Source organism: Arthrobacter sp. 10N418, from assembly GCF_056394725.1.
Window position 1 is genome coordinate 123,945 of record NZ_JBFTIK010000009.1, and the last position, 19,711, is coordinate 143,655.

18 protein-coding genes are annotated in these 19,711 nt (G+C 67.9%); 15 read left to right on the plus strand and 3 right to left on the minus strand.

Annotated features, from left to right (window positions below; translation table 11 throughout):
• Positions 1-28 precede the first annotated feature (28 nt).
• A complete protein-coding gene (locus tag AC1DCZ_RS09620; RefSeq protein WP_476974379.1) occupies positions 29-1,117 on the minus strand; it encodes a fatty acid desaturase family protein in 1,089 nt (362 codons plus the stop codon).
• A 209-nt stretch (positions 1,118-1,326) separates the two neighbouring features.
• Between AC1DCZ_RS09620 and argC the strand changes: the two genes are divergently transcribed.
• The 10 genes from argC (at position 1,327) to AC1DCZ_RS09670 (ending at position 11,667) form a co-directional block, all read left to right on the plus strand.
• On the plus strand, positions 1,327-2,358 hold the full coding sequence (gene argC, locus AC1DCZ_RS09625) for an N-acetyl-gamma-glutamyl-phosphate reductase (protein ID WP_476974380.1): 1,032 nt from the start codon (positions 1,327-1,329) through the stop codon (positions 2,356-2,358).
• Positions 2,355-3,521, plus strand: a complete 1,167-nt coding sequence (argJ, locus tag AC1DCZ_RS09630; protein WP_476974381.1) for a bifunctional glutamate N-acetyltransferase/amino-acid acetyltransferase ArgJ — start codon at positions 2,355-2,357, stop codon at positions 3,519-3,521. Before argC ends, argJ begins: the two co-directional genes overlap by 4 nt.
• A 25-nt stretch (positions 3,522-3,546) precedes the next feature.
• Positions 3,547-4,503 (plus strand): acetylglutamate kinase, encoded by a 957-nt coding sequence (gene argB, locus AC1DCZ_RS09635; protein WP_476974382.1) that lies wholly within the window; start codon positions 3,547-3,549, stop codon positions 4,501-4,503.
• A 107-nt stretch (positions 4,504-4,610) separates the two neighbouring features.
• Positions 4,611-5,825 (plus strand): acetylornithine transaminase, encoded by a 1,215-nt coding sequence (locus AC1DCZ_RS09640; protein WP_476974398.1) that lies wholly within the window; start codon positions 4,611-4,613, stop codon positions 5,823-5,825.
• Complete coding sequence (gene argF, locus AC1DCZ_RS09645) at positions 5,822-6,877, plus strand: ornithine carbamoyltransferase (RefSeq protein WP_476974383.1); 1,056 nt, start codon at positions 5,822-5,824, stop codon at positions 6,875-6,877. Before AC1DCZ_RS09640 ends, argF begins: the two co-directional genes overlap by 4 nt.
• The gene (locus AC1DCZ_RS09650; RefSeq protein WP_476896903.1) at positions 6,877-7,407 is read left to right on the plus strand and encodes an arginine repressor; all 531 of its coding nucleotides are present in this window, start codon (positions 6,877-6,879) and stop codon (positions 7,405-7,407) included. Before argF ends, AC1DCZ_RS09650 begins: the two co-directional genes overlap by 1 nt.
• Before the next feature lie 111 nt (positions 7,408-7,518).
• On the plus strand, positions 7,519-8,724 hold the full coding sequence (locus AC1DCZ_RS09655; protein ID WP_476974384.1) for an argininosuccinate synthase: 1,206 nt from the start codon (positions 7,519-7,521) through the stop codon (positions 8,722-8,724).
• Positions 8,725-8,728: 4 nt separating this feature from the next.
• A complete protein-coding gene (argH, locus tag AC1DCZ_RS09660; protein WP_476974385.1) occupies positions 8,729-10,222 on the plus strand; it encodes an argininosuccinate lyase in 1,494 nt (497 codons plus the stop codon).
• 138 nt (positions 10,223-10,360) lie between these two features.
• Positions 10,361-10,891: a pyridoxine/pyridoxamine 5'-phosphate oxidase gene (locus AC1DCZ_RS09665; RefSeq protein WP_476974386.1), complete on the plus strand. Its 531-nt coding sequence runs from the start codon at positions 10,361-10,363 to the stop codon at positions 10,889-10,891.
• A gap of 38 nt (positions 10,892-10,929) precedes the next feature.
• Positions 10,930-11,667 carry a maleylpyruvate isomerase family mycothiol-dependent enzyme gene (locus tag AC1DCZ_RS09670; RefSeq protein WP_476974387.1) on the plus strand — a complete coding sequence of 246 codons (738 nt, stop codon included), beginning with the start codon at positions 10,930-10,932 and terminating at the stop codon, positions 11,665-11,667.
• A 49-nt stretch (positions 11,668-11,716) separates the two neighbouring features.
• Here AC1DCZ_RS09670 and AC1DCZ_RS09675 read toward each other — a convergent pair whose 3' ends face one another.
• Complete coding sequence (locus AC1DCZ_RS09675) at positions 11,717-12,229, minus strand: methylated-DNA--[protein]-cysteine S-methyltransferase (protein WP_476974388.1); 513 nt, start codon at positions 12,227-12,229, stop codon at positions 11,717-11,719.
• On the minus strand, positions 12,226-13,797 hold the full coding sequence (locus tag AC1DCZ_RS09680) for a DNA-3-methyladenine glycosylase 2 family protein (RefSeq protein WP_476974389.1): 1,572 nt from the start codon (positions 13,795-13,797) through the stop codon (positions 12,226-12,228). The genes AC1DCZ_RS09675 and AC1DCZ_RS09680 overlap by 4 nt, the downstream gene beginning before the upstream one ends.
• A gap of 90 nt (positions 13,798-13,887) precedes the next feature.
• Between AC1DCZ_RS09680 and AC1DCZ_RS09685 the strand changes: the two genes are divergently transcribed.
• From AC1DCZ_RS09685 to tyrS, 5 genes are all read left to right on the plus strand, one after another.
• Positions 13,888-14,559, plus strand: a complete 672-nt coding sequence (locus AC1DCZ_RS09685; RefSeq protein WP_476974390.1) for a DNA-3-methyladenine glycosylase — start codon at positions 13,888-13,890, stop codon at positions 14,557-14,559.
• 137 nt (positions 14,560-14,696) lie between these two features.
• Positions 14,697-14,948: a hypothetical protein gene (locus tag AC1DCZ_RS09690; protein WP_476974391.1), complete on the plus strand. Its 252-nt coding sequence runs from the start codon at positions 14,697-14,699 to the stop codon at positions 14,946-14,948.
• A complete protein-coding gene (locus tag AC1DCZ_RS09695; RefSeq protein WP_476974392.1) occupies positions 14,945-15,502 on the plus strand; it encodes an adenine phosphoribosyltransferase in 558 nt (185 codons plus the stop codon). Before AC1DCZ_RS09690 ends, AC1DCZ_RS09695 begins: the two co-directional genes overlap by 4 nt.
• Positions 15,503-15,623: 121 nt before the next feature.
• The gene (locus AC1DCZ_RS09700; protein ID WP_476974393.1) at positions 15,624-17,852 is read left to right on the plus strand and encodes a HelD family protein; all 2,229 of its coding nucleotides are present in this window, start codon (positions 15,624-15,626) and stop codon (positions 17,850-17,852) included.
• Positions 17,853-17,927: 75 nt separating this feature from the next.
• Positions 17,928-19,241 (plus strand): tyrosine--tRNA ligase, encoded by a 1,314-nt coding sequence (tyrS, locus tag AC1DCZ_RS09705; protein WP_476974394.1) that lies wholly within the window; start codon positions 17,928-17,930, stop codon positions 19,239-19,241.
• Positions 19,242-19,711: the final 470 nt, after the last annotated feature.

A 19,711-nucleotide genomic window follows, 5' to 3' on the forward strand; every position in this document is an offset into this window, starting at 1 on the left:
CAGCGGGCCGCACCCGTTACGGGCCGTCCTAGTAACGGCGCGTAACGGTTGCCATGGGGCACTCGAAGTGGCGTCCAGCGGCCAGGCCGACGTCGTTCAGGTAGCGGACGATGATGCCGTACGACTGGAGCAAGGTGGTCTCCGTGTAGGGGACCTGCTGCTTCGCGCAGAACTCGCGGACAATCACGGCCGCCTTGTCGAGCTGCGGGCGGGCCATGTCGGGGAAGAGGTGGTGCTCGGCCTGGCGGTTGAGGCCGCCAAGCAGGAGGTCCATGAACCGGCCGCCGGAGATATTGCGGGACGTCAGCACCTGGCGGCTGAAGAAGTCCACGCGGCTGTCGGCGGGCAGGACCGGCATGCCTTTGTGGTTTGGCGCGAAGGAGGCGCCCATGTAGAAGCCGAAGACGGCGAGCTGGACGGCGATGAAGGCCAGGGCGATGCCCCACGGGAGGAAAGTGAAGGCCAGGACCGGCAACGCGCTAAGCCGGACCGCGAGGATCGGGATCTCCACCCAGCGGTGGGTGACCTTGGCACGCTGGACGACGAACTTGACCGAATCGATCTGCAGGCCCAGGCCCACAAGGAACAGCAGCGGGAAGAAGAGCCAGCCCTGCTTGCGGGTGAGGAAGGAGAACCGCCCCTGCCTGGTTGCCGCGGCTTCCGGGAAGAAGGCGATCGCGCCGGTGGCGATATCGGGATCCTTCGAAATCACGTTGGGGTGGTTGTGGTGCGCGCCGTGCTTCTGCTCCCACCATGAGTAGCTCATCCCGGCGACCGAGGTGGCAAGCAGCCGTGCGGCCCAGTCGTTGGCGCGGCGGGAGGCGAAAATCTGCCGGTGTCCGGCCTCGTGGGCCAGGAAGCTGAGCTGCGTGCAGATAATGCCCAGGGCTGCGGCAATCAGGAGCTGGAACCAGCTGCCACCGATCAGGGCAAAGCCGACCCACGTGGCGGCCATCAGCAGGACCAAAACGGAGAACACCGTGACGTAGAAACCGACGCGGCGTTCGAGGAGGCCTGCCGCCTTGACGCTCTTGAGGAGCTCCGAATAGCTCAGGACGACGGCGTTGGGTTGCCGGACGCGCGTTTGCGGGCGCTCCGAAGTGGTAGTGGGGGTCATGGAGCGGTGGCCTCGTAACTGTTACGGGCAACGCTGCTGCCGACGGTCGCGGCTGCGCGGTCAAGATCACCCTTTAGCCAGCATACGCCACGGCGCCCTGCAGGACTCTGGCCCCGGGCCGAATCGGCTGGCGGCGGAACTTCGGGACACGCGCAATTCAATGCATAAATATCGGCATCTATGCATAATCTTGCTGTATAGTCGTGCCTATGACTATTTCTGTTGCCGTCTCCGGCGCAAGCGGCTATGCCGGCGGCGAGGTGCTGCGGCTCCTCGCCGGTCATCCCGACGTCACGATCGGCGCCATCACAGCGCACAGCAACGCCGGTTCCAGACTAGGGGAAGTGCAGCCGCATCTCCATGGCCTGGCCAGCCGTATCCTCGAAGACACCACGGTGGATAACCTGTCGGGGCACGACGTCGTGTTCCTGGCACTTCCGCACGGGGCCTCCGCCGGGATCGCGGCGCAGTTGCCTGCCGGCACGCTCGTGATCGACGCCGGTGCCGACCACCGGCTGGAGGATCCTGCCGCCTGGGAAAAATTCTATGGCTCACCGCACGCCGGGACCTGGCCCTACGGCCTTCCGGAGCTACCCGGCCAGCGCGAAGCGCTCCGCGGCGCCAAGCGGATCGCCGTCCCGGGCTGCTACCCGACGTCGGCCCTGCTGGCACTAACTCCAGGTTTCAGCAACCACCTCCTGGACGGCGGGGACGTCGTCATTGTTTCCGCCTCGGGCACTTCCGGCGCCGGCAAGGCCGCCAAGGCCAACCTCATCGGAGCCGAGGTCATGGGCTCCATGAGCCCCTATGGCGTCGGCGGCGGACACCGGCACACGCCGGAAATTGAACAGGGCCTCTCCAAGGCACTGCATGGGCCCGTCAAGGTCTCTTTCACGCCCACCCTCGCTCCCATGAGCCGGGGCATCCTCACGACGGCGACCGCCAGGGTCCGGCCGGGCGTCACCGCCGGCGAACTGCGCCGCGCCTGGAGCGAGGCGTACGACGACGAGCCGTTCGTCCACCTGCTCCCGGAAGGCCAGTGGCCCGCCACCAAATCGGTCCAGGGATCCAACCACGCCGTTCTGCAGCTGGCGCTCGACGCCCGCATCGGCCGCGTCATCGTCACCTGCGCCATCGACAACCTGACGAAGGGCACGGCCGGCGGCGCCGTGCAGTCCATGAACATTGCCCTCGGCCTCGCGGAAACCGCCGGCCTCAACCTGCAGGGAGTCGCACCGTGAGCATCACCGCACCCAAGGGATTCCGCGCCGCCGGAGTCACGGCCGGCCTCAAGGCCTCCGGCAACCCGGATATGGCCCTCGTGGTCAACGACGGCCCCTCCAAGGCCGCAGCCGCCGTCTTCACCTCCAACCGGGTGGCCGCCGCCCCCGTGCACTGGTCCCGGGAAGCCGTCAAGGACGGCCGGGTTGACGCCGTCATTCTCAATTCCGGCGGAGCCAACGCCTGCACCGGACCGGAGGGCTTCCAGAACACCCACACCACGGCCGAGAAGACCGCCGAGGCCCTGGGCATCTCGGCTGCGGACGTCGTCGTCTGCTCGACGGGCCTGATCGGTGAACAGCTGCCCATGGACAAGATCGTCCCCGGGATCGGCGCCGCCACGGCCGCGCTGAGCCGGGACGGCGGAGCCGCAGCCGCCACCGCGATCATGACCACCGACTCGGTGTCCAAGCAGGCAGTGTTCACCGGCACGGACGCCGAAGGCAACGAATTCACCATCGGCGGCATGGCCAAGGGCGCCGGCATGCTCGCCCCCGGGCTCGCCACCATGCTCGTGGTCCTCACGACGGACGCGGATGTCCAGCCGGAAATGCTCGACGTCGTGCTCCGCGACGCCACCCGTGTCACCTTCGACCGGGCTGATTCGGACGGCTGCATGTCCACCAACGACACAGTGGTCCTGCTCGCCTCCGGCGCTTCCGGCGTCGTCCCCTCGGCCGTAGACTTCGGCGCCGGCCTGACGCAGGTTTGCGCGGAGCTGGCCAGGAAGCTGATCGGCGACGCCGAGGGCGCCAGCCACGACATCGCGATCCGCACCTTCAACGCCGCCACCGAGCTGGACGCGGAGACCGTCAGCCGCGCGGTCGCCCGCTCCAACCTGTTCAAGACCGCCATCTTCGGCAAGGATCCGAACTGGGGCCGGGTGCTCTCCGCCGTCGGCACCACGGACGCGGCCTTCGAGCCGGACCAGCTGAATGTGTCCATGAACGGCATCCAGATCTGCCGCAACGGCAGCATCGGCGACGACCGCAGCCTCGTGGACCTGGAACCGCGCGAGGTGCTCGTCGAGATCGATCTCCAGGCCGGCGGCGCCGAGGCCACGATCCTGACCAACGACCTCACGCACGACTACGTCCACGAAAACAGCGCCTACTCAAGCTAGGCCGTTCCCGGAGGGGCGAAACACCATGAACACCCAGACCCGCGAGACCACATCCATGGCCGACGCCCAGGATAAGGCCGCCACCCTGATCGAGGCGCTGCCCTGGATCCAGCGCTTCGCCGGCACCACCATGGTGATCAAGTACGGCGGCAACGCCATGGTCAACGACGAGCTCCGCCGGGCCTTCGCGGAGGACGTCGTGTTCCTTCACCATGTCGGCATCCACCCCGTCGTCGTGCACGGCGGCGGCCCGCAGATCAACGCCATGCTCAGCCGCCTCGGCATCGAGTCCGAGTTCAAGGGCGGCCTCCGCGTCACGACGCCCGAGGCCATGGACGTGGTGCGCATGGTCCTGACAGGCCAGGTCGGCCGGGAACTCGTAGGCCTGATCAACTCCCATGGCCCCTACGCCGTGGGCATGTCCGGGGAAGACGGCGGCCTGCTCCGCGCGGTCCGGACCGGCACCGTGGTGGACGGCGAGGAGGTGGACCTGGGCCTGGTCGGTGAGGTGGTCGGCGTGAACCCCGAGGGCATCCTGGACATCGTGGCCGCCGGCCGGATCCCGGTCATCTCCACCGTTGCACCGGAGATCTTTGACGACGGCACCCCCGACAGCCTGCAGCGGGCCCAGACCACCGGCCAGGTCCTGAACGTCAACGCCGACACGGCGGCGGCGGCGGTCGCGTCGGCACTGGGTGCATCCAAGCTGGTCATCCTGACCGATATCGAAGGCCTCTACGCCAACTGGCCGGACCGTTCCTCGCTCATCTCGTCGCTGACGGCTTCGGAGCTGCGCGAGATGCTGCCGCGCCTTGAGTCCGGCATGATCCCGAAAATGGCGGCCTGCCTGAAAGCGATTGACGACGGCGTCGAGCGGGCGCACATCGTGGACGGCCGCCTGCCGCATTCGATGCTCCTGGAAACCTTTACGACCGCGGGCATCGGCACCCAGGTCGTCCCCGACGAGGAAGTGAACGCATGAACGAAACAGTTGGCGCGAGTCCGACCGGCGATGGGGCCCCCGCCCGCTTCGCGGTGCCCGACCACACCCGGGCCCCCATCGCCGGCTCGGCCCCAACAGCTTCCGTGATGACTGGGAAGGGGAGCGGAGCCCAGTGGCTGTCCCGCTACTCCTCGTCCCTGATGGGCGTCTTCGGCACCCCGCAGCGGGTCCTGGTCCGCGGCGCCGGCTGCCTCGTCTGGGACGCCGACGGCAAGGAATACCTGGACCTGCTCGGCGGGATCGCGGTCAACGCCCTGGGCCACGCCCACCCGTTCGTGACCTCGGTGATTTCCAGCCAGCTCTCCACCCTGGGCCACGTTTCCAACTTCTTCACGAGCCCGACGCAGATCGCCCTGGCCGAGAAGCTGCTGGAGCTCAGCCACGCCCCGGCCGGCTCCAAGGTCTTCTTCGCCAACTCCGGCACGGAAGCCGTCGAGGCCGCCTTCAAGCTGGCGCGCCGTAATGCCGGTCCGGACTCCAAACCGCGGACCAGGATCGTCGCCCTTGAGGGCGCGTTCCACGGCCGCACCATGGGTGCCCTGGCGCTGACCTCCAAGGAGGCGTACCGGGCGCCGTTCGCGCCGCTGCCCGGCGGCGTAGTCCATGTCCCCTTCGGTGACATTGATGCCCTTCGTGGGGCCGTCGATGACACGACCGCCGCCGTCTTCCTGGAACCGATCCAGGGCGAGGCCGGGGTCCGCCCGCTGCCGGCCGGCTACCTCAAGGCTGCCCGGGAAGCCACGAGCGCAGCCGGTGCCCTCCTGATCCTCGACGAGGTCCAGACCGGAATCGGCCGCACCGGCAAATGGCTCGCGAGCGAGGACGCGGGGATCGTCCCCGACGCCGTCACCCTCGCCAAGGGCCTGGGCGGCGGATTCCCGATCGGCGCCCTCGTGACCTTCGGCCCGGAGACGTCCGGGCTGCTCACTGCCGGCCAGCATGGGACCACCTTTGGCGGCAACCCGGTAGCCACCGCGGCCGCCCTGGCCACCCTGCATGTGCTCGAAAACCAGCGCGTCCTGGCACACGTCCGGGACGTGGGGGAGCACCTGCGCTCCGGCCTTGCCGGCATCGACGGCGTCACGGAGGTCCGCGGCGAAGGGCTCCTGATCGGGTTCGACCTCGACGCCGACGTCGCCCCGGGCGTCGTGTCCGCCGGACTCGACGCCGGCTTCATCGTCAACAGCCCCGGACCGCGCACCATCCGGCTCGCGCCGCCGCTGATCCTGACGGCCGAACAGGCCGACCGTTTCCTCGCAGCGCTGCCCGCGTTGCTCCAGACCGCAAAGGACGCCCAGTGACCGAGAATCCGAAGAGCCAGACCCGCCACTTCCTCAAGGACACGGACCTCTCCCCGGCCGAGCAGGCGGAAGTGCTTGAGCTCGCCGCCCGGATGAAGGCCGCGCCCTACAGCGTGCAGCCGTTCGCCGCGGAAGGCAGCGGCCGCAAGACCGTCGCCGTCATCTTCGACAAAACCTCCACCCGGACCCGGGTGTCCTTCGCCACCGGCGTGGCGGACATGGGCGGGAACGCGCTCATCATCAACCCGGGCGAGGCCCAGATCGGCCACAAGGAATCCGTGGAGGACACCGCCAGGGTGCTCGAGCGCATGGTGTCCACCATCGTGTGGCGCACCGGTGCGCACTCCGGCCTCGTCGCCATGGCCGAAAACTCCAAGGTTCCGGTGATCAACGCCCTGTGCGATGACTACCACCCCTGCCAACTCCTTGCCGACCTCCTGACCATCAAGGAACACAAGGGCCAGCTCCAGGGCCTCACCATGAGTTACCTCGGCGACTCCGCCAACAACATGGCGAACTCCTACCTGCTGGCCGGCGTAACGGCAGGCATGCACGTGCGCATAGCCGGCCCGGAAGGCTTCCTGCCCTCGCCGGAGATCATCGCCGCGGCCGAGGACCGCGCCGCGCAGACCGGGGGCTCCGTGCTGGTGACGGTCGACGCCGCCGAGGCACTGCTCGGCGCCGACGTCGTCGCCACGGACACCTGGGTGTCGATGGGCCAGGAGGACGAGAAGGAAGCCCGGCTCAAGCTGTTCCGCGACTACGCCGTGGACGAGGCAGCGATGAAGCTCGCGGCGCCGGACGCCGTCGTGCTCCACTGCCTTCCGGCCTACCGGGGCTACGAGATCGCCGCGGACGTCATTGACGGCCCGCAGTCCGTGGTCTGGGACGAGGCCGAAAACCGGCTCCACGCCCAGAAGGCGCTCATGGCCTGGCTCATGCACCGCTCCGGCGGGGCTGTTGTTGACGGGCTCGCGCCGGTCAATGGGCTCGCGCCGGTCAATGGGCTCGCGCCGGTCGGTGGGCCGGCGCCGGCGGAGGGGCTGGCCTAGTGTCCGCCCAACCGGCCTCCCCGGGCGCCAGCCCGGCCACGAAGACGGCCAGGCAGGCGCGGATCACCGCGATCCTGACGGGCGAGTCCGTCCGTTCGCAGGCGGAGCTTGCGGCGCTCCTGGCGGACGACGGCGTCCAGGTCACCCAGGCGACGCTGTCCAGGGACCTCGTGGAACTGGGCGCGGTGCGGGTCCGCGGCAAGGACGGCGTGCTCGTCTACGCCGTACCGGGGGAGGGCGGGGAGCGTGCCGCCAAGAGCGGCGTGACCCAGGAGATCCTCGACGCGCGGCTGGCCCGGCTCTGCGGTGAACTGCTGGTCACCGCCGAAGCCTCGGCAAACATCGTGGTGCTGCGGACCCCTCCGGGAGCCGCGAACTTCCTGGCCCTCGCGATCGACCACTCCGTGATGCCCTCGATCCTCGGCACGATCGCCGGGGACGACACCGTCCTACTGGTCACCCGGGACCCGTCGGGCGGCGCCGACGTGGCCGCCCGGTTCCTGCAGTTCGCCGAGGAAGCCGGCCAATAGCTGCGCTTGGCCTGCCGCACGGGTGTGACAGGCTGTTCCGTAGACGAGTTTTCCCCGACAGACTTTTTTCCCAGACACAAAGCATCACCAAACAACGAAGGAGCATTTGACGTGACTGAGCGTATTGTTCTGGCCTACTCCGGTGGCCTGGATACTTCCGTAGCCATCGGCTGGATCGGAGAAGCCACCGGCGCCGAGGTCATCGCCGTGGCGGTCGACGTCGGACAGGGCGGCGAATCGCTGGAGACCATCCGCCAGCGCGCGCTGGGCTGCGGCGCCGTCGAGGCCTACGTGGCCGACGCGAGCGACGAGTTCGCCAACGAGTACTGCATGCCCACGCTGAAGGCCAACGCCCTCTACCAGGGCCACTACCCCCTGGTCTCGGCGATTTCCCGCCCGGTGATCGTCAAACACCTGGTCAAGGCCGCCCGCGAATTCGGCGCCACCACAGTCGCCCACGGCTGCACCGGCAAGGGCAACGACCAGGTCCGCTTCGAAGTCGGCATCCAGACCCTCGGCCCGGACCTGAAGTGCATCGCACCGGTCCGCGACCTCGCCCTGACCCGCGACAAGGCCATCGCCTTCGCCGAGGAAAAGGGACTGCCGATCGAGACCACCAAGAAGAACCCGTACTCGATCGACCAGAACGTCTGGGGCCGCGCCGTCGAAACCGGCTACCTCGAAGACATCTGGAACGCCCCCACCAAGGACATCTACGACTACACCGCCACCCCGGAATTCCCGCCGGCCCCCGATGAGGTCACCATCTCCTTCGAAGCCGGCGTGCCGGTCGCGATCGACGGCGTCAGGGTCACGCCGCTGCAGGCCATCAAGGAACTCAACCGCCGCGCCGGCGCGCAGGGCGTGGGCCGGATCGACGTCGTCGAGGACCGCCTGGTCGGCATCAAGTCCCGCGAAATCTACGAGGCTCCCGGCGCCATGGCCCTGATCACGGCGCACAAGCACCTCGAGGACATCACGATCGAGCGCGAGCAGGCCCGCTTCAAGGCGACCGTCGGCCAGCGCTGGTCCGAGCTGGTGTACGACGGCCAGTGGTTCTCCCCGCTCAAGCGCTCCCTCGACGCGTTCATCGAAGACACCCAGCGCTACGTCTCCGGCGACATCCGCATGGTCCTCCACGGCGGCCAGGCGATCGTCAACGGACGCCGCTCCGAGACCTCGCTCTACGACTTCGACCTCGCCACCTACGACACCGGCGACACCTTCGACCAGTCGATGGCCCGGGGCTTTATCGAGCTGTGGGGCATGTCCGCCAAGGTTGCCTCCGGCCGCGACATCCGCGTCGCAGGAAAGTAGCCCAATGGCAGAGTCGGAGACCAAAAAGTCCGAGCTGGGCCCACGAGCGCAGGGGTCCCCGACCGAGCGAAGCGAGGCTGGGGGGCGCTCGGGGACCAACACTGGTGCGCTGTGGGGCGGCCGGTTCGCCGGCGGCCCCGCGGACGCTCTTGCGGCGCTGAGCAAGTCCACGCACTTTGACTGGCGGCTGGCCCGCTACGACATCGCCGGCTCCAAGGCGCATGCCCGCGTGCTGCACAAGGCCGGCCTGCTGGACGACGCCGAACTGGAAGGCATGCTTGCCGCCCTGACGCAGCTGGACGGGGACGTCGCCTCCGGCGCCTACCTGCCGGCCGAGTCCGACGAGGACGTGCACGGATCCCTCGAACGCGGACTGATCGAGCGCGCCGGCACCCAGCTGGGCGGCAAGCTCCGCGCCGGCCGGTCCCGCAACGACCAGGTAGCCACGCTGGGCCGGATGTTCCTGCGCGACCACGCCCGGATCATCGCCCGCGGCGTCCTCGCCACGATCGATGCCCTCGTGGAGCAGGCCAAGGCCCACCACGGTGTGGCCATGCCGGGACGGACGCACCTCCAGCACGCCCAGCCGGTACTGCTCAGCCACCACCTGCTGGCCCATGCCTGGGCGCTGCTGCGCGACGTGCAGCGGCTGGCGGACTGGGACAAGCGTGCCGGGGTTTCGCCTTACGGCTCGGGCGCCCTCGCAGGCTCCTCGCTCGGGCTGGACCCGGAGGCCGTGGCCGCGGAACTGGGCTTCTTCTCGGCCACGCACAACTCGATCGACGGCACGGCCTCCCGGGACGTCTTCGCCGAGTTCGCCTGGATCACGGCCATGATCGGCGTGGACCTGTCCCGGGTCTCGGAGGAAGTGATCCTGTGGGCCACGAAGGAGTTCTCCTTTGTCACCCTGCACGATTCCTACTCCACCGGCTCCTCGATCATGCCGCAGAAGAAGAACCCCGACGTTGCCGAACTCGCGCGCGGCAAAGCAGGCCGGCTGATCGGCAACCTGACCGGGCTCCTGGCCACGCTGAAGGGCCTGCCGCTCGCGTACAACCGCGACCTGCAGGAGGACAAGGAACCGGTCTTCGACGCCGCCGACACGCTGGAGGTCCTGCTTCCGGCGGTCTCCGGCATGATCGCGACGTTGACGTTCAACACCGAACGGATGGAGGCCCTGGCACCCCAGGGCTTCGCGCTGGCCACGGATATTGCCGAGTGGCTGGTCCGGCAGGGTGTTCCGTTCCGCGAGGCGCATGAGCTCTCCGGTGCTGCTGTGAAGCAGGCCGAAAGCCGCGGCGTCGAGCTCTGGGACCTGACGGACGAGGAATACGCGGCCATCTCGGAGCACCTGACGCCGGAGGTCCGCACGGTCCTGTCCACCGAGGGGTCGCTCAACAGCCGCAATTCCCAGGGCGGCACGGCACCTGCCGCCGTCGAACGCCAACTGCTGGCCCTGGCGGCCGAGCTCGACGGCGTCCGCGGGTACGCCGGCTAGATACCACACGCTCCCTCACTTCGAGCAGCGTTTCCGCCGACGCTCCTGCACTGCCTGCAGGAGCGTCGGCGGATTTTCTGCCAAAGGTGAGGGAGCGTTGTGCGTTTGTCGCGGAAATCTCCCCGCTAGCATTGCGGCATGAGCGAATCTTTCCGCGAGCTTCTGCGCTCCCTGCCGGATTTCCCGGACGAGTTGCCCGAGTTCGATCCCGCCACGGCTCCTGCCGACCCGGCGGAGTTGTTCCGGCTATGGCTTGCCGGTGCCCTGGCCGCCGGAGAGCGCCAGCCGAACGCCTGCAGCCTGGCCACCACCGATGAACTCGGCCGGCCGTCCTCCCGCATGCTGATCCTGAAAGACATCGACGACGACGGCTGGCACTTCGCGACGTCCCGCGACTCCCGGAAGGGCCGGGAGCTCGCGGCAAACCCGCATGCGGCCTTGAACTTCTATTGGCAGTTGCAGGGCCGGCAGGTGCGGGTCGCCGGGGACGTCGTGGAGCTCTCCGCCGGGGCGTCCGCAGCCGACTGGCACGCAAGGCCCGGCGCGGATGGCGGTGAGAACCCCAGCTGGCAGCTGTACGCAGTCCGGCCCCGCGAGATTGAATTCTGGCAGGCCCGCCACGACCGCCGGCACATCCGCCACCGCTACGGCCCGGCGGTCCCCAGTTAATCCGGGTTAATCGGCGTGGTCCGGTTAGGATGGGCGCCATGACCGCAATCACACCAGAAAAGCTGCTGGAAGAACTCCACGGGGCAGCGGATATCGTGGCCGGAATCGCCGCCAAACTCACGGACCAGGACGTCACGGCGCGCTCAGAGCTGCCCGGCTGGACCCGCGGCCACGTGCTGGCCCACATCACGGGCATCGCCAACGCGATGGCGCGCCAGCTTGAACACGCCGCGCGCGGCGAAAGCATTGAGCTCTACGACGGCGGCTACGAGGGCCGCACCCGCGCCATCGAACTGGCCGCGGGACACAGCCTCGAGGAACACCGCGCCGACCTGGACGCCGCGCTGGAACGGGCCTTGCGTGCTTTCGACTCCCTCGACGCGGCGGGCTGGCGCGAGCCCATCACCTACCGCGGGGGAGTCGTGTTCGACGGCGGCCTGGCGCTTTGGCGCGAACTCGTCATCCACGCCACCGATCTTGGCACCGGCCGCGGACCGGAAACGTGGAGCCGGCCCTTCTGCGGGCACCTCTTCGACTTCCTGTCCGCCCGGGTGCCGGCGGGGCAGAAGTTCGTCCTGCAGCCGCTCGGACTGCCGGCTATTGCCATCGGCACCGGTGGCAGGTCCACGGTGATCAACGGCATGCTGACCGACATTGCGGCCTGGCTCGCCGGCCGTACGCCGACCCTGGGCAGCCTGCGCGCCACTGCGGCGGCCGACGGCGTCGACCTCCCCGCGCTCCTGCCGTGGCCGGCCGGGGTTCCGGTGAGCAACTAGCACACGCGGCACAACTCACTTCAGGACGCCGTTCAATCCGTGGCAGCGCTCAATTCATCGCAAGCGCCACTGCCCGTTCGCGGCCCAGAAGGCTCTCTTTGATGGCGAGCCCCCAGCGGAAACCGCCCAGGGTGCCGTCGGTGCGGATGACGCGGTGGCAGGGAACGAACAGGGCTGCGGCGTTGAAGGCGCACGCGCTGGCGGCCGCCCGGACGGCCTTGACGTTCCCGGACAGCGCGGCGTACTCCGTGTACGTCACGGGGCGGCCAGGCTCCACTGTCCGCAGCACGTCCCAGGCATGGTTGCGGAAGGGGCCGGACTTCTGCAGCACGGGCACTTCCATGGCCTGCCCTGGATTGCCGGCGTAGAACGCCTCCACCGCCTCGGAGATGGCGGCGAGATCCGGGACGGGCTCGTAGCCGGTAGGCAGGAGATCCGCGTGGATCTGGCCCGTCAGCTCGCCGGGAACGGCGGTCCAGCCCGAGGCCAGCACGGCGCCGTCGCGGGCAATGATGGTGAAGGGACCATCAGGGGTGGACATGGTCAACAGCTGGGCTTTCATGGTTTCGCTTTCTTCGGAGTCTGCGCCGGGGTGAGAGGTTTCTTGCGTGCCGCGGCCTGGGCTGCTGCGGCGGCACGCCAAAGGTGCATGGTGGCGTAAGAGCGCCATGGGCTGACGCCACGGAAATCAGGTGCCAGGGCTGTGCTGGCAAGGGCGGTGCTGGAAACGGCGGTGCCGGAATGGGCAGGGCCTGACTTCGCCGGCCCGGGGACGCCTGCCTGGAGGGAGCGGATGCCGTTGCGGACAGCCGCGTCGTTGGCGAGGAACACGTCCGGGGCGCCGATGACGCGCATCGCGACGTAGCCCACCGTCCAGGGCCCGACGCCGGCAAGCGGCAGGAGCTTGGCCTCCAGCCCGGGCAGGTCATCGCCATAGCCAAAATCGAGCTCCCCGGAGGCCATGGCAGCGGCGGCGCCCCGGATGGAGTCAATGCGCCGCTGCGGACCGCGGAGCAACTCGAACCCGGTCTCCGCGATCTGTTCCGCCGTCGGGAACATCCGGTGCAAGCCATCTGCGGGAACCAGGCTTTCGCTCCCGGCCTCGGAGAGCTGAACCAGGGCCGTCCGGGCTGCTGCGACGGTGATCTGCTGCCCGATCATCGCCCGGATCAGCAGCTCCTGCGGATCGAATGACCCGGGCATCCGCATGCCGGACGTCCTCTCCACGCTTGCGGCCAGGCGCGGGTCGGCGGCGAGGGCCCCGTCGATGGCGAGCGGATCGGCGTCGAGATCCAGCAGTCGGCGGACGCGGCTGAGCAGCGAGGAAAGGTCCCGGAGGTCGACGGCACCGATCGTCAGGACGAGCGGACGGCCGGGGGCATCGGCGTCGAAGTCCACCCGGAACCGCGCATCCCCGTGCGTCAGCCGCAGGGTCCTGGCGTAAGAGCTGGACGTCCCTTCCTCGATGCCGGGGATGGCGCGGACGGCGAGGAAGTCGAAAATGCCCGGATCGAACGGCTCCCGGTACGGCAGGTTCAGCGTCAGGGCTGTCGAGGACGCCGGGGCCCGGTGGTGCCTCGCCGTGGCCCGGAGCGCGGAGGGCGTCATGGCAAAAACTTCGCCGATGGTCTCGTTGAACTGGCGGACGCTGCTGAAACCGGCTGCAAAGGCGACGTCGGACACCAGCATGTCCGTGGAGACCAGCAGCGTACGGGCCGTCTGGGCCCGGCTGGCACGGGCCAGCGACAGCGGACCCGCGCCGAGCTCGTGGCTGAGGATCCGGTTGAGTTGGCGTGAGGAATAGCCCAGCCGGGATGCGAGACCCTGGACGCCGTCGCGGTTGATCACGCCGTCGTTGATCAGCCGCATGGCCCTTCCGGCGATGTCGGAGCGGAGGTTCCAGGCGGGCGTGCCCGGCACCGCTTCGGGGAGGCAACGCTTGCAGGCCCGATAGCCGGCATCATGGGCCGCGGCGGACGTCTCGTAGAACGTGACGTTGGCCGCTTTCGGGGTCCGGGCCGGGCAGGAGGGCCGGCAGTAGATGCCGGTCGTCCGGACAGCGGTATAGAACTGCCCGTCGAAACGGGTGTCGCGGGCATCGATTGCCCGGTAGCGCTGCCAAAAGTCCATGGGTCCATCCTGCCAGCTTCCCGGTTCGCCTGCTAGCGGAATTCGGACACGGGCGTGGAGCCCGTTGCCCGGAGTTGTTAAAGTCTGAACATGAGTACCAATCCATCGGCCGCCGCTACGCCACCGGCGTTCGACGCGAACCGGACCCTGCGCGAGGTGCTTTCGGCGGATGCCAGGCACGTCGCGCCGTTGCTGCTCGGCGCCGTCCTGACGCACGACGGGCGCGAAGGCACGGTCTCGGTGCGGATCACGGAGGTGGAGGCCTACCTCGGACCGCATGACTCGCTGCACCCGGATCCCGGCTCGCATACCTTCCGTGGCGCGACACCGCGGAATGCTCCGATGTTCGGCCCGGCGGGCCACCTCTACGTGTACTTCACGTACGGGATGCACCACTGCGCCAACATCGTCTGCGGACCCGAGGGGATGGCCTCGGGCCTGCTGCTGCGGGCCGGCGAGGTCGTCGCGGGACAGAACCTGGCACTGGCCAGGCGCCCGACGTCGAAATCCGCCAAGGACCTGGCGAGCGGCCCCGCACGGCTCGCCACGGCGCTTGGGCTGACGACGGCGGACAGCGGGCGGGACGCACTCGGCGCGCCGTTCCGGCTGGAATTGCCGGTGGCTCCGGCCGCCGACATCAGCTCAGGTCCGCGCGTGGGAGTCTCCGGCGCCGGCGGCACGGACGACTATCCCTGGCGGTTCTGGCTCAGTGGCGACCCGACCGTGTCCCGCTACAAGGCCGCGAAGGTCAGGACCGTGTAACCGGGCATGCCAGCGGGTGCCCGGCATCCGCACTGGAGAACCGCACAGGGGATGATCAAGCATTATGGGCGAAGGCAAGCGTGGGAAGCCGGCCAGCGAGCTGGAAAGGCTCCATATCTTTGAGAAGCTGGCCGCTGATGTCAGAGTCGGCCCCGGATGAAGAGCGTGACCTGTTCGAGGATGTTCTCTATGGACGGCTCCTCCACGGTGACGCCGACAGGTTCCACCGCGCCGGCTGGGCGGAGGACTACGCCCGGATGGGCGCCGTGGCGGCCGAAAGGTTCGAGGCGGAGCGCGCGCTCAGAAAAGCCCTCGACGTCGTCAGGTACGGCCTCGCGAACGGACTCCTGCGGCCACCGGAACCGCCAGCCAGTAAGGTGGACGGGTGAATCCAAGCGAGTCGAACCAGATCAAAACAGCGAAGCCGGTGGACGAGCTGATCAGCAGCCTGTGCGCAACTATCCCGGACTATCCCAAACCCGGAATCAGCTTCAAGGACCTGACCCCCGTCTTCGCCGACGGCCCCGCACTGAAGGCAGTGGTCGACGCCCTCGTCGGACCATTCAAGGGCCAGTTCGACGCCGTCGCCGGCGTCGAGGCCCGCGGCTTCCTGCTCGCAGCGGCCGCGGCGTACGCCACAGGCACCGGAGTCATCACCGTCCGCAAGGCCGGCAAACTGCCGCGTGCTGTTGTGTCCGAGGACTATGCGCTCGAATACGGCACGGCCACCCTCGAGCTGCACACCACGGACCTCGCTCCGGGGAGCCGGGTCCTGATCCTCGATGACGTGCTCGCCACCGGCGGCACCCTGGGCGCAGCCGCCCGGCTGTTCGAACGGTGCGGTATCCACGTCGCGGGCATCGGCGTGGTGATGGAGCTCGACGACCTGTCCGGCCGCGAGGCCTTGAGCGGCTATCCGGTCCGCTCCCTGCTGCGCCTTTAGCTGGACCATTCCGGCCGGACCGGTACAATTCCCTGACTAACATTGCCTCGACATGTTCAGACGGGTTCACCGAAATGGTTGTAGAATGGACGGTCCGTCTTTTTCGATAGGGGAACGTTCGATGCACGACGCTGATTTGGCCCATGAACGCGACTATGTGGCCGGACTCTATGCCCGGCTCGATGAGTTGCGGGCAGAAAAGCGCGCACAGCTGGCCCAGGTACGCCGCGCCGGTGCCGTGGGCACAATGCAGAATGTCTCCGAACGTGACGCCTTCGCGGCGCTCTATGAAGACCGCCTCGCCCAGCTCGACGCCGTCGATGACCGCCTCGTGTTCGGCCGCCTGGACCTTGATTCCGGGGAGGCGCAGTACATCGGCCGCATCGGCCTGACCACCGAGGACCTGCAGCGCCTCATGGTGGACTGGCGGGCACCCGAAGCCGGCCACTTCTACCAGGCCACCGCGTTCGACCGTCAGGGTGTCCGCCGCCGGCGCCACCTGATCCTGCAGGGCCGCGAGGTCAAGGCGATCGAGGATGACGTGCTCGACGCCGACATGCTCGCCGACAACGATTCCCTCCAGGGCGAAGGCGCCCTGCTGGCCGCACTGAACTCCAAGCGGACCGGCCGCATGTCGGACATCGTCGGCACCATCCAGTCCGAGCAGGACCGGATCATCCGCTCCTCCATCTCCGGTGCCCTCGTGGTCCAGGGCGGCCCGGGCACCGGCAAGACTGCTGTCGCGTTGCACCGTGCCGCGTACCTCCTGTACACCCACCGTGAACGCCTCAAGACGGCGGGCGTGCTTTTGGTGGGCCCGACGTCGTCGTTCATGAAATACATCGAACGCGTGCTGCCCTCCCTTGGCGAGACCGGCGTCGTGATGGCAAGCCTGGGCCGGCTCATGCCCGGAATCACCGCTGTCGCCGAGCCGGAATCCGACGTTGCCGCGATCAAGGGCCGGCTTGCGATGGCCGAAGTCGTCGCCAACGCCGTGGCCAACCGGCAGCGCATCCCGGCTGCGAACCGCATCCTCGAGGTCGACGGACGCAAGCTCGTCCTGACGCCGCGGCAGGTCCGGCGTGCCCGCGACAAGGCACGGGCCACCGGCAAGCCGCACAACGAGGCCCGTGTCTCCTTCGTTAGGATCCTGCTGCGCGAACTGACCGAACAGATGACGGAACTCGTGGAGGCCGGGAGCATCGGCAACAATGCCGACCGCTCCTACCTCGCCGAGGACGTGCGCTCCGCACGCGATGTCCGGATCGCCCTTAACTTGTGCTGGATGCCGATGACCCCGGAGAAGCTTGTGTCGGAACTCCTGAGCAAGCCGGCCATCCTGGAAGCCTGCACCCCGAACCTCACCCCGGCCGAGCGGGCCCTGCTGCTCCGGCCCGCGGATGCGCCCTGGACTGAGGCCGATGTGCCGCTCCTGGACGAGGCCGCCGAACTCCTCGGCGAGCTTGACCCGGCGGCCGGCAGGGGATTGGCGCAACAGGAACACGACCGTGCCCGCGATCTCGCCAACGCCAAGCAGACGCTGGTCAACATGGAAACCGCGGGGGTCGATGTCCTCATTTCCGCGGAGGACCTGGTGGACCAGAACCAGGAGCGCGAGACCCGGCTGACCGCGGCGGAACGCGCCACGACCGACCGCACGTGGGCTTTCGGGCACATCGTGGTCGACGAAGCGCAGGAACTCTCGCCGATGCAGTGGCGCCTCCTCGTGCGCCGCTGTCCGCTGAAGTCCTTCACGATCGTGGGCGACATCGCCCAGACAAGCTCCGTCGCGGGTGCCAATTCATGGCACAGCGCCCTGGCCCCGATGTTTGGCGACCGCTGGCAGCTTGAGGAACTCACCGTCAACTACCGCACGCCGTCCCAGATCGCCGAGGCCGCCGCGCGGATGGCCAACGCGGCCGGGCTCGTTGTCTCGGCACCCAAGGCTGTCCGCGAAGGGCGCTGGGCACCCGTCATTGACCGGGTCGACACGGGCGGGATCGTCAGCAAACTCGTTGAGGTACTTCCCGGGGAGCTGGCCGCCATCGAGGGCGGCCTGCTCGCCGTGATTGCCGACGGCCCGCTGCTCCCGGAGGCCGCTGCAGCGCTGCGGGCGGTGTACGGCCGCCGTGTCGGCAACGGTGCCGGCAGCTACGTGCAGGACATCGTGGTCATCAGCCCCCGTGAGGCAAAGGGCCTGGAGTTCGACGGCGTCGTGGTCCTGGAGCCGACCGCCATGCTCAACCATGAGCACGGCCGGGTCGGGGACCTGTACGTCGCGATGACCCGGCCCACGCAGCGGCTGCGGCTCATCGCCGCCGCCGGCGTGCCGGCAGGCATCGAGGGCTAGGACAGGCGGCGGCGCCAGGCCGTCCGCCTCCGTCACCTATGCTGCGGGGGTAGCGATCCTGCTACCTTAGATTCCGTGTCCCAGCTAAATAATCTCGATGCCCAGCAGAACGACCCCAGTTTCGCCAACATCTGGCAGGAACTGAAATGGCGTGGCCTTGTCCACGTCTCCACGGACGAGGCGGAGCTGGAGAAGCTGCTTGCCGGTGATCCCGTGACGTACTACTGCGGCTTCGATCCGACGGCGCCGAGCCTGCACCTGGGCAACCTGGTGCAGCTGTTGCTCATGCGCCGGATCCAGCTGGCCGGCCACAAGCCCCTCGGGCTGGTGGGCGGTTCCACCGGCCTGATTGGCGATCCGCGTCCGACGGCCGAGCGCACCCTCAACACCAAGGACACCGTGACGGAGTGGGTGGGGTACCTGCAGGCCCAGGTTCGCCGCTTCCTGAGTTTCGACGGCGCCAACGCCGCCCGCATGGTCAACAACCTCGACTGGACAGCGCCACTGAGCGCCATCGACTTCCTCCGCGACATCGGCAAGCACTTCCGTGTCGGCACCATGCTGCGCAAGGATGCTGTTGCGTCCCGCCTGGGTTCCGACGAAGGCATCAGCTACACGGAGTTCAGCTACCAGATCCTGCAGGGCATGGATTACCTCCAGCTCTACCGCGACTACGACTGCGTGCTGCAGACCGGCGGTTCGGACCAGTGGGGCAACCTGACCAGCGGCACCGAACTCATCCGCAAGGTCGAGGGCAAGCATGTCCATGCCCTGGGCACGCCGCTCATCACGAACTCCGACGGCACCAAGTTCGGCAAGAGCGAGGGCAACGCGATCTGGCTTGACCCCCGGATGTGCAGCCCGTACGCCTTCTACCAGTTCTGGCTGAACACCGCGGACGGCGACGTCGCCGCACGCCTGAAGGTGTTCACGTTCCTGAGCCGCGCCGAGATCGAGGCACTGGAGCTCGCCGTCGCCGAACGGCCGTTCGCCCGGGAAGGCCAGCGGACGCTGGCCTACGAGGTGACCTCGCTCGTCCACGGCGTGGAGGCCACAGACAAGGTCATCGCTGCTTCGGCAGCGGTCTTCGGCAACGGCGACCTCACCTTGCTCGACGAGGCAACCCTGAAGGCCGCCACCTCGGAACTGCCTTCAGCCAATGTCGATGCCGGCGGCCTGGGGATCATTGAGCTCCTCGTCGCCTCGGGCCTGTCGGAAAGCAAGTCGGCGGCCCGCAGGACGGTGAATGAAGGAGGGGCGTACGTCAACAACGCGAAAGTCTCGGATCCGGAGGCCGTAGTTGCGCCCGGTGAACTGCTCCTTGGACGGTACCTTTTGCTGCGCCGGGGTAAGAAGAACCTGGCAACGGTGGAAGTCACCGCGCCCTAGGACTGGTGCTCCCGGAGACTGCCAGCATGCACCTCTCCGGCCGATTTGCCCGGCAGGGGAGGAGCGTGTAGTGTCTTCTGAGTCGCCGCCGTTGAGTGGTGACAAACCCCCAACAAAACAGAGGCAGTTTTTCAGGCGCTAGGCGCTGAGATGGAAAATTCGCCTCACGTTTTGCTGGGCGGATTCGCTCCACTAAGTGAAATTCGGGAGAATATCCCGGATTTGCAAAGTGGAAATGAATGAAATAAGCTATAAACATCGCAGCGAAGAAAAACGAAATAAAGAATTCATGGTAATGAATTATTTCGGCAAGTATTCGAATGTGTCTGTTGTTTGAGAACTCAATAGTGTGCCAAGTTTGTTGATACCAATTTATTGTATTGAATTGGTTGGATTGGCCAGGTTGCGCCACCTAAGTGGTGTGGTCTGGTTTTTACAGCTGGTTTCAAATTTTGTGCAGCTGGCGCGTC

What these genes read in the sequence shown, in the direction of transcription:
- AC1DCZ_RS09665 (WP_476974386.1), top strand. Translation starts at nt 10,361, where the DNA reads ATGAGCGAATCTTTCCGCGAGCTTCTGCGCTCCCTGCCGGATTTCCCG.
- AC1DCZ_RS09640 (WP_476974398.1), top strand. Translation starts at nt 4,611, where the DNA reads ATGACTGGGAAGGGGAGCGGAGCCCAGTGGCTGTCCCGCTACTCCTCG.
- argC (WP_476974380.1), top strand. Translation starts at nt 1,327, where the DNA reads ATGACTATTTCTGTTGCCGTCTCCGGCGCAAGCGGCTATGCCGGCGGC.
- AC1DCZ_RS09685 (WP_476974390.1), top strand. Translation starts at nt 13,888, where the DNA reads ATGAGTACCAATCCATCGGCCGCCGCTACGCCACCGGCGTTCGACGCG.
- AC1DCZ_RS09620 (WP_476974379.1), bottom strand. Translation starts at nt 1,117, where the DNA reads ATGACCCCCACTACCACTTCGGAGCGCCCGCAAACGCGCGTCCGGCAA.
- argH (WP_476974385.1), top strand. Translation starts at nt 8,729, where the DNA reads ATGGCAGAGTCGGAGACCAAAAAGTCCGAGCTGGGCCCACGAGCGCAG.
- argB (WP_476974382.1), top strand. Translation starts at nt 3,547, where the DNA reads ATGAACACCCAGACCCGCGAGACCACATCCATGGCCGACGCCCAGGAT.
- AC1DCZ_RS09700 (WP_476974393.1), top strand. Translation starts at nt 15,624, where the DNA reads ATGCACGACGCTGATTTGGCCCATGAACGCGACTATGTGGCCGGACTC.
- AC1DCZ_RS09680 (WP_476974389.1), bottom strand. Translation starts at nt 13,797, where the DNA reads ATGGACTTTTGGCAGCGCTACCGGGCAATCGATGCCCGCGACACCCGT.
- AC1DCZ_RS09675 (WP_476974388.1), bottom strand. Translation starts at nt 12,229, where the DNA reads ATGAAAGCCCAGCTGTTGACCATGTCCACCCCTGATGGTCCCTTCACC.
- AC1DCZ_RS09670 (WP_476974387.1), top strand. Translation starts at nt 10,930, where the DNA reads ATGACCGCAATCACACCAGAAAAGCTGCTGGAAGAACTCCACGGGGCA.
- AC1DCZ_RS09690 (WP_476974391.1), top strand. Translation starts at nt 14,697, where the DNA reads ATGTCAGAGTCGGCCCCGGATGAAGAGCGTGACCTGTTCGAGGATGTT.